Origin of the sequence: Mesorhizobium qingshengii (assembly GCF_027563465.1) — a bacterium.
GTDB lineage: Bacteria > Pseudomonadota > Alphaproteobacteria > Rhizobiales > Rhizobiaceae > Mesorhizobium > Mesorhizobium qingshengii_A.
Window position 1 is genome coordinate 859,899 of record NZ_JAPFQA010000002.1, and the last position, 15,202, is coordinate 875,100.

The 15,202-nt window shown below is 65.2% G+C and carries 11 protein-coding genes; 6 read left to right on the forward strand and 5 right to left on the reverse strand.

Annotated elements, in window-relative coordinates:
• Positions 1 to 195: 195 nt before the first annotated feature.
• Positions 196 to 468, forward strand: coding sequence for an usg protein (locus tag OOJ09_RS08840; RefSeq protein WP_091576148.1), 273 nt, complete (start codon positions 196 to 198; stop codon positions 466 to 468).
• Between the two features lie 152 nt (positions 469 to 620).
• On the opposite strand, the gene OOJ09_RS08845 is transcribed toward OOJ09_RS08840, so the two are convergent.
• Positions 621 to 1,655 (reverse strand): aldo/keto reductase, encoded by a 1,035-nt coding sequence (locus tag OOJ09_RS08845; protein ID WP_269904816.1) that lies wholly within the window; start codon positions 1,653 to 1,655, stop codon positions 621 to 623.
• A 64-nt stretch (positions 1,656 to 1,719) separates the two neighbouring features.
• Positions 1,720 to 2,901 carry an MFS transporter gene (locus OOJ09_RS08850; RefSeq protein WP_269904817.1) on the reverse strand — a complete coding sequence of 394 codons (1,182 nt, stop codon included), beginning with the start codon at positions 2,899 to 2,901 and terminating at the stop codon, positions 1,720 to 1,722.
• 126 nt (positions 2,902 to 3,027) lie between these two features.
• Here OOJ09_RS08850 and OOJ09_RS08855 point away from each other — a divergent pair, with 126 nt between their 5' ends.
• Positions 3,028 to 3,936, forward strand: a complete 909-nt coding sequence (locus OOJ09_RS08855; RefSeq protein WP_269904818.1) for a LysR family transcriptional regulator — start codon at positions 3,028 to 3,030, stop codon at positions 3,934 to 3,936.
• Positions 3,937 to 3,984: 48 nt separating this feature from the next.
• Here OOJ09_RS08855 and OOJ09_RS08860 read toward each other — a convergent pair whose 3' ends face one another.
• Together OOJ09_RS08860 and OOJ09_RS08865 are read right to left on the reverse strand one after the other, a co-directional pair.
• Positions 3,985 to 5,034 carry an aldo/keto reductase gene (locus tag OOJ09_RS08860; protein ID WP_269904819.1) on the reverse strand — a complete coding sequence of 350 codons (1,050 nt, stop codon included), beginning with the start codon at positions 5,032 to 5,034 and terminating at the stop codon, positions 3,985 to 3,987.
• A gap of 111 nt (positions 5,035 to 5,145) precedes the next feature.
• Complete coding sequence (locus OOJ09_RS08865) at positions 5,146 to 5,808, reverse strand: YggS family pyridoxal phosphate-dependent enzyme (RefSeq protein WP_269904820.1); 663 nt, start codon at positions 5,806 to 5,808, stop codon at positions 5,146 to 5,148.
• A gap of 154 nt (positions 5,809 to 5,962) precedes the next feature.
• On the opposite strand from OOJ09_RS08865, the gene leuS reads away from it, so the two are divergent.
• The 3 genes from leuS (at position 5,963) to OOJ09_RS08880 (ending at position 12,148) form a co-directional block, all read left to right on the forward strand.
• Positions 5,963 to 8,587, forward strand: coding sequence for a leucine--tRNA ligase (leuS, locus tag OOJ09_RS08870; RefSeq protein WP_269904821.1), 2,625 nt, complete (start codon positions 5,963 to 5,965; stop codon positions 8,585 to 8,587).
• Positions 8,574 to 9,155 (forward strand): LPS assembly lipoprotein LptE, encoded by a 582-nt coding sequence (locus OOJ09_RS08875; protein WP_269904822.1) that lies wholly within the window; start codon positions 8,574 to 8,576, stop codon positions 9,153 to 9,155. Before leuS ends, OOJ09_RS08875 begins: the two co-directional genes overlap by 14 nt.
• Before the next feature lie 266 nt (positions 9,156 to 9,421).
• A complete protein-coding gene (locus OOJ09_RS08880; RefSeq protein WP_269904823.1) occupies positions 9,422 to 12,148 on the forward strand; it encodes a DNA translocase FtsK in 2,727 nt (908 codons plus the stop codon).
• 90 nt (positions 12,149 to 12,238) lie between these two features.
• Here OOJ09_RS08880 and fsa read toward each other — a convergent pair whose 3' ends face one another.
• Positions 12,239 to 12,895 (reverse strand): fructose-6-phosphate aldolase, encoded by a 657-nt coding sequence (fsa, locus tag OOJ09_RS08885; RefSeq protein ID WP_091576156.1) that lies wholly within the window; start codon positions 12,893 to 12,895, stop codon positions 12,239 to 12,241.
• Positions 12,896 to 12,985: 90 nt separating this feature from the next.
• On the opposite strand from fsa, the gene OOJ09_RS08890 reads away from it, so the two are divergent.
• Positions 12,986 to 15,169, forward strand: a complete 2,184-nt coding sequence (locus tag OOJ09_RS08890) for a primosomal protein N' (protein ID WP_269904824.1) — start codon at positions 12,986 to 12,988, stop codon at positions 15,167 to 15,169.
• The last annotated feature ends 33 nt before the right edge of the window (positions 15,170 to 15,202 follow it).

Consider the following 15,202-nt stretch of genomic DNA (forward strand, 5'->3'; position numbering starts at 1 on the left):
ATTAGACGTTGGATTCGCGTGGCGGGATGCCGCAGGTGCGTTCTCCGGCGCTGTCAGCACTCGACGAAGCTCGCTGCTAACTGCATGTTTTTGCGCGGAAAACCCGCTCCTGATCAGGAAAAATCAATAGACAGTTAAGCAACGGCGCGCACAATCCAGCGTTGGGAGGAAAGGAGAATCAACCTGGGGACCGCCATGCGCGACCATTCCGAAATGGACCTGATGCTCAAAGGCTACGGCTTGACCACGGCCAAGATTCTTTATCATTTCCCCGACCATCCGCATCTGCTGCAGAGCTTCATCTGGCAGGATTACGACCTGGCGCCGAAGTTTCCGGTGCTGATCCGGTTCATCGAGTTCTGGAAGGCCAGGCTCGACGGGCCACTGCATTCAGTCAGCTACACGCACCAGAAGCTGATCGCGCCAAACGAATGGCGCAAGGTCGACGGCGAGTTCGTGCTTCATTAGGGCGTGCCGATATTCAGGTGAGGCCGGCCTGCGAATAGCGGCTTTCTGCGCTTCCGGTGCTCACGTACTTCAAGTACGCTCCGCTCCGGTTCTCGGAAGCCACCATTCTCGGCTCAGCCTGACCTGAATCTCAACACACCCTATCGCGTCGATCATACCGCCGGCGGGTTGAGCCGGGCGAAACCTTCCTGGCGGCGATAGGGGAAATACGGGTAGGGCGCGGTGACTTCGCTCGCAGCGTCGAGTTTACCGATCTGTTCCGGCGTCAACGTCCAGCCGACGGCGCCGAGGTTCTGGCGCAGCTGCTCCTCGTTGCGGGCACCGATGATGACCGAGGAGACGGTCGGGCGCTGCAGGAGCCAGTTGATGGCGATCTGGGGCACGGTCTTGCCGGTTTCCCCGGCCATCGCGTCAAGGGCATCCATGACCTGGTGGAGATGCTCGTCGCCGATCGGCGGGCCGAAGCTCGCCGTGTCATGCAGCCGGCTCCTTTCCGGCAAAGGCTGACCGCGGCGTATCTTGCCAGTCAGGCGGCCCCAGCCGAGCGGGCTCCACACCAGTGCGCCGACGCCCTGGTCGAGGCCAAGCGGCATCAGCTCCCACTCATAGTCGCGACCGACCAGCGAATAGTAGACCTGATGCGCGACATAGCGCGGATAGCCGTGCCTGTCGGCCAGCCCAACCGACTTCATCACTTGCCAGCCGGAAAAGTTGGAGACGCCGACATAGCGCAGCTTACCGGCGCGCACGAGCTCGTCCAGCGTCGACAGCACCTCCTCGATCGGCGTGCCGGCGTCGAAGGCATGCAGCTGCAGCAGGTCGATGTAGTCGGTGCCGAGACGCTTCAGGGCGTCTTCCACCGATCTGATCAGCCGCGATCGCGACGAGCCGTAGTCGGCCGGCCCGTCGCCCATCGGCAGAGAGGTCTTGGTCGAGATCAGCACGGCATCGCGGCGGCCCTTGATGGCTTCGCCAAGCACTTGTTCCGAAGCGCCGTTCGAATAAACGTCGGCGGTGTCGAACAGGTTGACGCCGGCCTCTAGGCAGATGTCGATCAGCCGTCGCGCCTCCCTGGCGTCGCTGTTGCCCCAGGCGCCGAACAGCGGCCCCGAGCCGCCAAAAGTTCCCGCGCCGAAAGACAGCGCCGGCACTTTCAGGCCCGATGCGCCGAGACGTCGATAGTCCATTTTCTGCTCCTGCTGATGTGGAAGGAAGGGATGTCGAAAAGCGGTCTGGCTTTGCCGGCTGATGTCACGACCGGACGGAAGCAGGCGTGCCGAGCGTGGCAGGGCGATCGAGGCGCAGCGCCAGTCCCGCCACGGCGAGTGCGGCAAGCGGCAGCAGCGCGGCGACCCAGGGGAGCGCGCCAAGGCCGAGTCCACGGGCAATGACCGTGCCACCAAGCCAGGCGCCGGCGGCGTTGCCGAGATTGAAGGCGGCGATGTTGAAGGACGAGGCGAGGCTCTGGCCGGCACCTTGCGCCTTTTCCAGCACCCACATCTGCAGTGGCGCCACGGTGGCGAAGGCGGCGGCGCCCAGCAGGCCGACATAGATGACGGCCATGACCTGGCTGTGGATGGCGAAGCTCATGGTTGCCAGCACCAGCGCCAGCACGACGAGACTGCCCAGCACGGCCGGCACCAGCCAGCGATCCGCGACCTTGCCGCCGGCGAGATTGCCGGCGATGAGGCCGCCACCGAAGACGAGCAGGATCGGCGACACGGCCGCTTCCCCAAAGCCGCTGATCTCGGTCAGCAACGGGGCGATGTAGGTGAAGACGGCGAACACGCCGGCATAACCGAGCACGGTGGTGGCGAGGCCGAGCAGGACGGGCGTGCGGCGCAGCACGGCGAAATCGGCGCGCAGGTCGCTCTTTTCAGGTGCCGTCCGGCTGCGCGGCACCAGAGCCAAGATGACGGCGAAGGCCGCCAGGCCGACCACGGTGACCGCCCAGAAGGTCGCCCGCCAGCCGAAGGCCTGGCCGAGCCAGGTGCCGAAGGGCACGCCGAGGATGTTGGCGATGGTCAGGCCGGTGAACATCAGGGCGATCGCCGAGGCCTTCTTGTTGGGCGCCACCAGTCCAGTGGCGACGACAGAGCCGACGCCGAAGAAGGTGCCATGGGCAAAGGCGGTGATGACGCGGGCGCCCATCAGCGTCCAGTAGTCGGGGGCCAGCGCACAGGCGAGATTGCCAAGCGTGAAGATCGCCATCAGCGCCAGAAGCACGGTCTTGCGTGGCCAGTTGCCGGTGGCGATGGTCAACAAGGGCGCGCCGATGACGACGCCGAGCGCATAGCCCGAAATGAGCTGGCCGGCGGCCGAGATCGAGACGCCGAGATCCTTGCTGACATCAAGCAGCAGACCCATGATGACGAATTCGGTGACGCCGATGCCGAAGGCACCGGCGGCGAGGGCGTAGAGAGCTAGAGGCATGGCGGTTTCCACTTCGACGACGAAGAGCGCCTTGTGCAAACCCGCGCCCCGACCCGGAAGATCGTGCCGCCGTGCACTGTGAACCAGACTTGCAATGGGCACATTTTCCGTGAAATAGATTCACAGATGGCGAGGCCCGACATCAACCGCTCCGGCGAGATCGAAGTGTTCGTGCGCGTCGTCGAGGCGGGCAGCTTTTCCGCCGCGGCGCGCGCGCTGCGCATGACGCCATCGGCGGTCAGCAAGCTGATCGCGCGGCTGGAGGCCAGGCTTGGCGCACGGCTGGTCAGCCGCTCGACACGTCGCCTGCAGCTGACGCCGGAAGGCACCGCGTTCTATGAAAGCGGCCTGCGCATCCTTGCCGACATGGCCGCGGCCGAGCGCGAGGCGGCGGCGGGCGCGGCGCCGCGCGGGCGGCTGCGCGTCAACACCTACGTGCCATTCGGCGTGCACCGGCTGATCCCGCTTCTGCCGCGCTTCCTCGAACGCTACAGGGAAATCTCGGTCGATCTGGTGCTGACCGACAGTGTCATCGACCTGATGGCCGAGCGCGCCGATGTCGCCATTCGTGCCGGGCCGCTTGGCGAATCACGACTGGTGGCGCGCAAGCTCGGGCAAAGCCCGGTGGTGGTCGTTGCCGCGCCCTCATACCTCGAGGCGCATGGCACGCCACGGACACCGGCGGATCTCGACAAGCATAACCGCATGGGCTTCGGTTTCGTACGGCATCTCGATGGCTGGCCGTTTCTCGACGCGGCCGGCATTGCCATCATGGTTCCGATCACGGGCAATGCGCTTGTCAGCGACGGCGAAGCGATGCGGCTGATGACGTTGGCCGGCGTGGGCATCGCCCGGCTGGCGCGCTGGCATGTGGCGGCCGATATCGCGGCCGGCCGGCTGGTCCCGCTGCTGGAGGCGTTCAATCCGGGCGACGAGGAGGTTACCCACGCCGTCTATGTCGGCCAGGGCCCTCACCTGCCGGCGCGGGTACGTGCCTTTCTCGATTTTCTTGGCGAGAGCGTGCGGCTGACCTGAGATACCGGGAGCCGACGGGCTCCCGGTATGGTCGTCATTGGCAGGGCGCTATGCCTTCGGCGTGAACGGCGCCGGGCGCCGCCCCGCTGCCTGGCGTTCCAGCATCCAGCCGGGATATTCGGACGGCAGTGCACTGACCTCGTCGAGTTTGGCGAGATCGTCCGCGTCGAGCTTCACTTCAGTGGCGGCAAGGTTCTGTTCGAGCTGCTCCATGCGGCGGGCGCCGATGATGACGCTCATCACGAAAGGTTTGGCCAGCACATAGCCGAGCGCCACCGTGGCAACGCTCACATCATGCTTTCTGGCGATCTCGCGCATGACGGCGACGGCCGCCCAGGCACGGTCCTCGTTGACCGGCGGGAAGTTGAAGCTGGCGCGGCGGCCCTCGCCATTGCCCGGCGCGCCGGGGCCGTATTTGCCCGACAGCAGGCCGCCGGCCATCGGCGACCACACCATCAGGCCGAGCTTTTCCTCGTTGAGCAGCGGCACGATCTCGCGTTCGAGGTCACGCCCGGCGATCGAATAGTAGGACTGGACGGTCTCGAAGCGGGCGAACCCCTTGCGTTCGGCGATCCCGAGCGCCTTGGCGATGCGCCATGCCGCCCAGTTGGAGACGCCGACATAGCGGACCTTGCCGCTGGCGACCAAGTCGTCCAGCGCCCGCAGCGTCTCGTCGATCGGCGTCACGATGTCGGTGCCGTGCAGTTGATAGAGATCGATATGGTCGAGCTGCAGCCGTTCAAGGCTGGCGTCGACCGAATCCATGATGTGGCCGCGCGAGGAGCCGCGCTGGTTCGGGCCGTCGCCCATGGCGCCATGGACCTTGGTGGCGATGACCACGTTCCGTCTGTCGATGCCGAGATCCCTGAGCGACTGGCCGAGCAGCCGCTCGGACTCGCCAAAGGAGTAGACATCGGCGGTATCGAAGAAATTGACACCGGCGGCGAGCGAGCGGGCAACGATCTCGTTGACGCCCTTCTGGTCGAGGCTGGCGATCAGGCCCCATTGGGCATTTTCGCCGGCGGCGCCGAAAGTCATGGTGCCGAGGCAGAGTTCGGAGACGAACATCCCCGTATTTCCAAGCTGGTTGTAACGCATGGTGAAGGCTCCAGGAGACTTGTGGATGGCACAAAGCAAATAGGAACGCTACGTTTCGTTTCAACATTTGGCGCAACGGACTTGCCGGACTGGTCCAAAGCCGGTGGCGTATCAGCGGCTGCCGAAAATCGCCGAACCGACCCTGACACTGGTGGCGCCAAAGGCGATCGCCGTCTCGTAGTCGCCCGACATGCCCATCGACAGTTTCGCGACGCCGGCTTCCTTGCCGAGCTTCTCCAGCAAGGCGAAGTGGGGGCCGGGGTTTTCATCAGCCGGCGGGATGCACATCAGGCCTTCGATGGCGAGGCCATGGATATCGCGGCAGCGGGCGACGAAGGCCACGGCGTCGCGTGGCTCGATGCCGGCCTTTTGCGGTTCGGAGCCGGTGTTGACCTGGACATACAGTTCTGGCGCGCGGCCTTGCCGGGCGATCTCCTTGGCGAGTTCGGCGGCGATCTTCTCGCGATCGACCGTCTCGATGACGTCGAACAGCGCCACCGCCTCTTTCGCCTTGTTCGATTGCAGCGGGCCAATCAGGTGCAACTCGATATCCGGGAATGCCTGCTTCAGATCAGGCCATTTGCCCTGCGCCTCCTGCACGCGGTTTTCGCCGAAGACGCGCTGGCCGGCCTCGATGACCGGGCTTATGTCGGCTGCATCGAAGGTCTTGGAGACCGCGACCAGTGTCACCGCGCCGGCTTCGCGACCAGCCTCGCGCTCGGCGGCGGCGATCTTCGCCTTGACCGCGAAAAACTGCTGAACGGCGTCGCCCATATGCAAATCCTGCTGTTTTTGGCCGGCGTTTTTAACCGACGCGATAGCCATATGGTTGACGGGTTTGCCAAACCATGGTGAACACCCGGACCATATCCAATGAACTGCCGAGCCGTCGCCCGCAGTCCGCATGCTTTTAAGTGAAAAACGTCCCATGGCAACCGAACGATACAATCCGCGCGCGTCAGAGCCCAAATGGCAGAAGGCCTGGGACGCCAAAAAGCTGTTCGAAGCGAACAACGACGATCCACGTCCAAAATACTACGTGCTGGAGATGTTCCCCTATCCGTCGGGGCGCATCCATATCGGCCATACGCGCAACTATACGATGGGCGACGTGGTGGCGCGCTACAAGCGGGCCAAGGGTTTCAACGTGCTGCACCCGATGGGCTGGGACGCCTTCGGCATGCCGGCCGAGAACGCGGCGATGCAGAACAAGGTCCATCCCAAGGAATGGACCTACCAGAACATCGCCACCATGCGCGAGCAGCTCAAGGTCATGGGCCTGTCGCTGGATTGGGCGCGCGAATTCGCCACATGCGACGTCGACTATTACCACCGCCAGCAGATGCTGTTCCTCGATTTCGTCGAGAAGGGGCTGGTGACGCGCAAATCCTCCAAGGTCAACTGGGACCCGGAGGACATGACCGTGCTCGCCAACGAGCAGGTCATCGACGGGCGTGGCTGGCGCTCGGGCGCGCTGGTCGAACAGCGCGAACTGACGCAGTGGTTCTTCAAGATCACCGACTATGCGCAGGACCTGCTGGATTCGCTCGACGGCCTCGACGAATGGCCCGAAAAAGTGAAGCTGATGCAGCAGAACTGGATCGGCCGTTCGGAAGGCCTGCTGATCCGCTGGCCGCTGGCCGCCCCGATCGCCGGTGAGCATGAGCTGGAAGTCTACACGACGCGGCCCGACACCATCTTCGGCGCCTCCTTCATGGCTGTCGCCGCCGATCATCCCTTGGCCAGGAAGGCCGCCGAGACCAATCCGGCGCTGGCGAAATTCATCGAGGAAGTCCGCCACATGGGCACTTCGGTGGCAGCCCTGGAGACTGCCGAGAAGAAGGGTTTCGACACCGGCATCCGCGTCGTCCATCCGTTCGACGACAGCTGGACGCTGCCCGTCTATGTCGCCAATTTCGTGCTGATGGAATACGGCACAGGCGCCATCTTCGGCTGCCCGTCGGGCGACCAGCGCGACCTTGACTTCGCCAACAAATACGGCCTGCCGGTGATCCCGGTGGTGATGCCTGAAGGCGCCGACGTGAAGACGTTCCAGATCACCGAAGAGGCCTATGTCGGCGACGGCGCGATGATCAATTCGCGCTTCCTCGACGGCATGAAGCCGGACCGCGCCTTTGACGAGGTGGCGAAGCTCCTGGAACAGCAGACCATCGGCAACCGGCCGATGGCCGAGCGCAAGGTGAATTTCCGCCTGCGAGACTGGGGCATTTCGCGCCAGCGCTACTGGGGCTGCCCGATCCCGATGATCCATTGCGAGGATTGCGGCGTGGTGCCGGTGCCGAAGGCCGACCTGCCGGTCAGGCTGCCCGACGATGTCGAGTTCGACCGGCCCGGCAATCCGCTCGACCGCCATCCGACCTGGCGGCACGTCAAATGCCCGCAATGCGGCAAGGATGCGCGGCGCGAAACCGACACGATGGACACGTTCGTCGATTCGTCATGGTACTTCGCCCGCTTCACGGCACCCTGGGCGCATGAGCCGACCGATCCCAAGGCGGCGAACGAGTGGCTGCCGGTCGACCAGTATATTGGCGGCATCGAGCATGCGATCCTGCACCTGCTCTATTCGCGCTTCTTTACCCGCGCCATGCGCGAGACAGGCCATGTCGATCTGGCCGAGCCGTTCAAGGGCCTGTTCACGCAAGGCATGGTGGTGCACGAAACCTACCGCGTCGGATCGGCATCGAATGGCCGCTGGCTGGCGCCAACCGAGGTGCGCCTGGAAGGCGTCGACGGCGAACGCCGCGCCTTCGACATCGCCACCGGCGAGGCCGTCACCATCGGCCCGCTCGAGAAGATGTCGAAATCGAAGAAGAACACGGTGAGCCCGGAAGACATCACCGACGGCTACGGCGCCGACACCGCGCGCTGGTTCATGCTGTCGGATTCGCCGCCCGAGCGCGACGTCGAGTGGACCGACGATGGCGCCGCCGGCGCGCATCGCTTCATCCAGCGCATCTGGCGCCTGGTGTCGACGGCGGCCGAAACGCTGGCAGGCATCAAGCCCGGGGCCGCTGGCGCCGGCGAAGCCGGAGTGGTCTCGAAGGCGGCGCACAAGATCCTGAAGGCGGTCGGCGAGGATATCGAGAAGCTCGCCTTCAACCGCGCCATCGCCCGCATCTACGAACTGGCCAACGCGCTGACCGCGCCGCTCAACGAGGTGGCGGAAGGCAAGGCCGATCCGGCGCTGCAGGGCGCCTGCCGCGAGGCCGTCGAGATCCTCGTGCACCTCATCGCGCCGGTCATGCCGCACCTGGCCGAGGAGTGCTGGGAAACGCTTGGTGGCACCGATCTGGTCGCTGAACGGCCATGGCCTGTCTTCGATCCGGCGCTGGTCATCGACAACGAAGTCACCTATCCGGTCCAGGTCAACGGCAAGAAGCGGGGGGATTTGACAATTGCCCGCGACGCGGACCAAGGTGCGGTCGAAAAAGCGGTCTTGGCTCTCGACTTCGTGCAGAAAGCGCTCGAAGGTAAGGCACCGCGCAAGGTGATCATCGTGCCGCAGAGGATCGTCAATGTCGTTGCCTGATCCGGAGAAGACAGACGTGAGCCGTGTGCTGCGCCACATCGCGCTTGCCGGCCTGATCGGCTCGCTTGCGCTGGTCTCGGCCTGCACGGTGCGGCCGCTCTATTCGAACGCGCCGCTGTCCGCCGGCTCGAACACCAGCGCCAATGCCGAGTTGGCGTCGATCGGCATCGAGCCGGTCAAGACGCGGTACGCCCAGCAGGTGCGCAACAATTTGATCTTCGGATTTGGACGCGGCGCCGGCGAACCAGCCTCGCCCGCCTATTCGCTTGATCTCAGTGTGACCGAAGCCGTCGAATCCTCGGCACTTGTACAGGTTGGAACCGATCAGGACGAGCCGACCGCCGGTTCCGTGACACTGACCGGCAGCTACTTGCTGCACGATGCGAAGACCGGGGCGGCGATCGCATCCGGCAAGCGGTCGATCACTTCGTCCTTCGACAGGCCGCGCCAGGAATTCGCCTCGTACCGGGCGCAGATCGACGCCGAGAATCGCGCCGCGCGCGAACTGGCCGAAGCGCTGCAGCTGTCCATCGCCCAGGACCTGGTCAGGGCAGGCAAGGCTGGCTAGCGCGGTCCGTCGTTTCATGGAAACGAGCTAGCGCCCCAGGCGTGAAATGACGATCGGGCGCCCGAAGCCAGATCGTCCTGCATTGCCGCGAATGCGCTGCCGCACATCCCTTATGGTTCCAGCGAGCAGATCGCGCTGCCGGCGTGAATGCCGTGAGACAACGATCCTGACGTCCTGCATATTGCGGCCGGCACTAGCCGCCGGGAAGCAACTGTTAACCACTCGCTCCCTATTGCTCGGCGGACGTTTCAGAGTGAGTCTTGAGAATGGAATCCAAGCGTTTTCCTCGGGTCAATTCATGGAAGCCAGTTTCGCCCGATGATCCCGAGGCAGAGCGTTTCGACGACACAGGCGACAGGGACAATCAGCGAACTCCTTCAGCCGCGGCAGGCGACCTTGATCGCTTGCCTCACCAGGGTGGCCGGCAGCCTGGCGCGGACCGCGCCGGCTATTCCGCGCGGATTGTCGCACTCGGCGGCAACAGGCGACCCTATATGGAACCGAAGGGCAGCTCTGCGCCGAACAGCGCCTTTTCGGAAAACGGCGACATCGAAAGCCCTGCCTGGCAGGAATATTTCTTCCTCGCGCCCAACGTGCGTTTTACACGCACGCCAGACTATGAGACCAAGAAGCGCCGCCCGCATCGCGACCACGTTGTCGAGCAAGGCAATCCAGAGACCCTCCCAACGCGGCAAGCAATCGCGCAACCCATTGCGGCCGGGGCATCGTTCGCGCCTTCGCCCTCGGCATCGCCGGCGCCGGTGAAAAGCCGCAACCCCCATCTGGAGCCAGCCCAGTCCCAGGCCGGCAGTGGAGCCGCCATGCGAAGGTCGCCGCCGCCAGCGGCGTCCGCTCCGCCGGGGCGTGGCAACGACAAGGCGCGAGGTGCTCCGTCGGCGGCGCCGACGATGGCCGCGACGGGACGGGCATCCGCGCGCACGACCGCCGTTCCGGCGCATGGCGCTTCGGTCGAAACAGCCATCCCCGAAAAGATGCGCTGGCCCTATCTTTCGGATCACGCCTTCTTCGAGGCCATGGCGCCCTATCTGGTCGACGTCTCGTCCGAGGTCCGGCAGGCCAGCCCAGTCTCGCCCGCACCGGTCGCTGTGGCGCCCGTCGCCGCTATGCGGGTCGACATCCGCCCGCCGACAGCGACCGATGCCACCTCGCTGTTTCGTGTCATCGACTGCCTTCCAGGCCAGGCCTCGAACGCCCTGCCGGTCGTCAGGCCGGCCAACTCGAACGAGGCTCTCGCCCGGCCCGAAGCACCGGCGAGCAACGCACCGCTGCGGGCCCAGGCCGCCGCAATGCCCGCTGCGGCGAGCGATGCCGTTCCCGTGCCGGCCGCGGCAAGTGCAGACGTCACTGTCAGGGGTGCGGGCGCGCGCCGTTCTTCACGCATGCCCCAGGCCGGGAAAATTGTGCCATCAACGACCGGCGATGCCTATGAGCTCCCTTCGGAAGAGCTGTTGCAGCAGCCGCCGGAAGGACAAGGCTTCTACATGTCGCAGGAGCGGCTTGAGCAGAACGCCGATCTCCTGGAAAGCGTGCTCGAGGATTTCGGCGTGCGCGGCGAGATCATTCATGTTCGCCCGGGCCCGGTCGTCACGCTCTACGAGTTCGAACCGGCACCGGGTGTCAAATCCTCCCGTGTCATCGGGCTTGCCGACGATATCGCCCGCTCCATGTCTGCGATTTCGGCGCGCGTCGCCGTCGTGCCTGGCCGCAACGTCATCGGCATCGAGCTTCCGAACGAGACGCGCGAAACCGTCTATTTCCGGGAGCTGATCGAATCGGAGGGCTTCCGCAAGACCAGCTGCAAGCTGGCGCTTTGTCTCGGCAAGACGATCGGTGGCGAGCCGGTCATCGCCGAGCTGGCGAAGATGCCCCATTTACTTGTCGCCGGCACCACCGGCTCCGGCAAGTCGGTTGCCATCAACACCATGATCCTGTCCTTGCTTTACCGGCTGAAGCCGGAAGAGTGCCGGCTGATCATGGTCGATCCAAAGATGCTCGAACTCTCCGTCTACGACGGCATCCCGCATCTTCTGACCCCCGTCGTCACGGATCCCAAGAAAGCCGTCACCGCGCTTAAATGGGCGGTGCGCGAGATGGAGGATCGGTATCGCAAGATGGCGCGGCTCGGTGTGCGCAACATCGACGGCTACAACGAGCGCGCGGCCGCCGCCCGCGACAAGGGCGAGACGGTTGTCATGACCGTGCAGGCCGGCTTCGAAAAGGGCACTGGCGAACCGCTTTTCGAGCAGCAGGAAATCGACCTTGCGCCGATGCCGTACATCGTCGTCATCGTCGACGAGATGGCCGATCTGATGATGGTTGCCGGCAAGGAGATCGAAGGCGCCATCCAGCGTCTGGCGCAGATGGCGCGCGCTGCCGGCATCCACCTGATCATGGCAACGCAACGCCCCTCGGTCGATGTCATCACGGGCACGATCAAGGCGAACTTCCCAACCCGGATTTCCTTCCAGGTGACATCCAAGATCGACAGCCGCACCATCCTGGGCGAGCAGGGCGCCGAACAGCTGCTCGGCCAGGGCGACATGTTGCACATGATGGGTGGGGGGCGCATTTCCCGCGTGCATGGTCCCTTTGTTTCCGACGCGGAGGTCGAGCATGTCGTGGCGCATCTGAAGGCGCAGGGTCGCCCTGAATATCTGGAAACCGTGACAGCCGACGAGGATGAGGAAGAAACCGGGGACGACCAGAGCGCGGTCTTCGACAAGGGATCCGTTGCAGCCGAAGACAGTGATGCCATCTACGATGAGGCGGTCAAGGTGGTGGTGCGCGACAAGAAGTGTTCGACGTCCTACATCCAGCGCCGCCTCGGCATCGGTTACAACCGCGCCGCGTCCCTGGTCGAGCGCATGGAAAAGGAAGGGTTGGTCGGCGCACCCAACCATGTCGGCAAACGCGAGATCATCATGGGCCGGCGCCAGCAGGCGAGCGCGCCTGACGATGACGGCGCCGATTGAGCCGCAGCGCCTTTGGCGATGCGGGCTCTTCGGAAGCGCATATGAAAAAAGGCCGGTTGCCCGGCCTTTTTGTCAAAGCGGCGCCTGGCTTCAGCCGATCTTCTGGCCGGTCTTCGCCCAGTCGGCCAGGAACTGCTCGAGGCCCTTGTCGGTCAGCGGATGCTTGACCAGCGCCTTCAGCGTCGCCGGCGGGGCCGTGACGACATCGGCGCCGATCAGTGCCGCCTGCTTGACATGGTTCACGGTGCGAACCGAAGCAACGAGGATCTCGGTCTGGAAGTCGTAATTGTCGTAGATCTGCCGGATCTCCTGGATCAGCTCCATGCCATCCGAGCCGGTGTCGTCAACGCGGCCGACGAAGGGCGAGATGAAGGAGGCGCCGGCCTTGGCGGCGAGCAGCGCCTGGTTGGCCGAGAAGCAGAGCGTGACGTTGACCATGCGGTTCATCTGGGTGCGGATCGTCTTGCAGGCCTTCAGGCCGTCGAGCGTCAGCGGCACCTTGATGCAGACATTGGGCGCGATTTTGGCCAGCACCTCGGCCTCCGCCATCATGTCCTTGTATTCGGTCGCCACGACCTCCGCCGAGACCGGACCTTCGACGATATCGCAGATCTGCTTGGTGACGTCGGCGATCTTGCCGCCCGATTTGAGGATCAGCGACGGGTTGGTGGTGACGCCGTCGAGCAGTCCCAGATCGTTCAGCTCACGGATATCCTTGATGTCGGCGGTGTCGACAAAAAATTTCATGGCGGTCTCCTGACGATTTCGTCGTGCCGGCAAGGGCACGTTCAGCGTTGCGCTTTGATCTAGACCAAAGTCGGGGCAAGGTCACGCCTGATGATCGAAGATTCGCCCTTTGTCGCGGCGGCACCGGTGCTGGTGCCGATGCCCGCCGAACGCCCCTACACCTACGCCGTGCCGGCAGGCATGCATGTGGTGCCGGGCTCGATCGTGCGCGTGCCGCTCGGCCCGCGCCAGGTCGCCGGCATCGTCTGGGATGGCGCCGTCGAGAAGGTCGACGCAAGAAAGCTACGTCCCATCGAGCAGGTCTTCGATTGCCCGCCGATCAACCGCGCGATGCGCCGTTTCGTCGACTGGGTGGCGCAGTACACGCTGTCGCCGCCGGGCATGGTGGCGCGCATGCTGCTCAGGGCGCCGGAGGCCTTCGATCCCGAACCGTGGATCGAGGGGCTGCAACGTACCCTCATCGCACCCGACCGGATGACGGGGGCGAGAGAGCGCGTGCTGGAGACAGCCGAAGGCGGTCTCGCCTGGACGCGGTCGGGTCTCGCCCATGCGGCCGGCGTATCGTCGACGGTGATCGACGGCCTGAAGGCGCAAGGCGTGTTCGAGACGGTGATGATCCCGCCGCGACCGGTGGTGGCCGCGCCCGATCCCGGCTATGCCGTGCCGGAATTGATGCCGGACCAGAGTGACGCGGCGCTGATGCTGCGCGCCAATGTCGCAGCCGGCGTGTTCAATGTCGCGCTGCTCGACGGCGTCACCGGCTCGGGCAAGACCGAGGTCTATTTCGAGGCGGTGGCGGCGGCGCTCGACCAGGGCAAGCAGGTGCTGATCCTGCTGCCGGAGATCGCGCTGACGCATGCCTTTCTCGAACGCTTTCAGCAACGCTTCGGCGCCAAGCCGGGCGAATGGCATTCCGACCTGCCGCCGAGGATGCGCGAACGGGTCTGGCGGCAAGTGGCGGAAGGCGGCGTGCGCGTCGTCGCCGGCGCGCGTTCGGCGCTGTTCCTGCCGTTCAAGGAGCTTGGCCTGATCATCGTCGACGAGGAGCACGACCCTGCCTACAAGCAGGAAGACCGCGTCTTCTACAATGCGCGCGACATGGCGGTGGTGCGCGGCCATATCGGCAGCTTTCCGGTCGTGCTGGCGTCGGCGACGCCATCGGTGGAAAGCCGCGTCAATGCCCAGCAGGGCCGATACAGCAGGGCCGTGCTCGCCGCCCGCTTCGCCGAGGCGGCGCTGCCGCACCTCAAGGCGATCGACATGCGGCGCGCGCCGCCCGCGCGTGGCGGCTTCCTGTCTCCGGTGCTGCTCGACCACATGCGCCAGACACTGGAGAGGAAGGAGCAGTCGCTGCTGTTCCTCAACCGGCGCGGCTATGCGCCGCTGACGCTGTGCCGGGTCTGCGGCCATCGCTTCGGCTGCCCGGTCTGCTCGGCCTGGCTGGTCGAGCATCGCTTCCGCGGCCAGCTGGTCTGCCACCATTGCGGGCACAATGAGCGCCGTCCCGAGGCCTGCCCGGAATGCGGCACGCTCGATCACCTGGTCGCCTGCGGGCCGGGCGTCGAGCGCATCGCCGAGGAGGTCGTCGCGCATTTCCCCGACGCGCGCACCATCGTTTTGTCGTCCGATCTGATGGGCGGCGTGCGGCGGCTGCGGCTGGAGCTGGAAGCGATCGCCAATGGCGAGGCCGACATCGTCATCGGCACGCAACTCGTCGCCAAGGGCCACAACTTCCCCAACATGACCCTGGTCGGCGTCGTTGACGCCGATCTCGGCCTGGCCAATGGCGATCCGCGCGCCGCCGAGCGCACGTTCCAGCTGCTCAGCCAGGTGACCGGCCGCGCCGGCCGCACCGGCAAGAAGAGCCTCGGCCTGCTGCAGACCTTCCAGCCCGACCATCCGGTGATGCGGGCGATCGTCTCCGGCGATGCCGAGGCATTTTACGAACGCGAGATCGCCGAGCGCGAGCGGGCGGCCTTGCCGCCCTTCGGCCGGCTCGCCGGCGTCATCGTCAGTGCGGTGACGCGAGCGGAAGCCGAGGGCCATGCACGCGGCCTGCGCCGCGCCGCGCCCGAGGCGTCGGATCTGTTCGTGCTCGGGCCGGCGGAAGCGCCGCTGTCCCTGCTCGGCGGCCGTCACCGCTTCCGGCTGCTGATCCAGGGCGAAAAGCGCGCCGACATGCAAGGCTTCATCCGTGCCATGCTGGCCAACGGGCCGAAGCCGCGCGGTTCGGTCCGGGTGCAGGTCGACATCGACCCGCAGAGCTTTTTGTAGGGATCGCGATATCGGCGATAGGCCGCAAGCCGG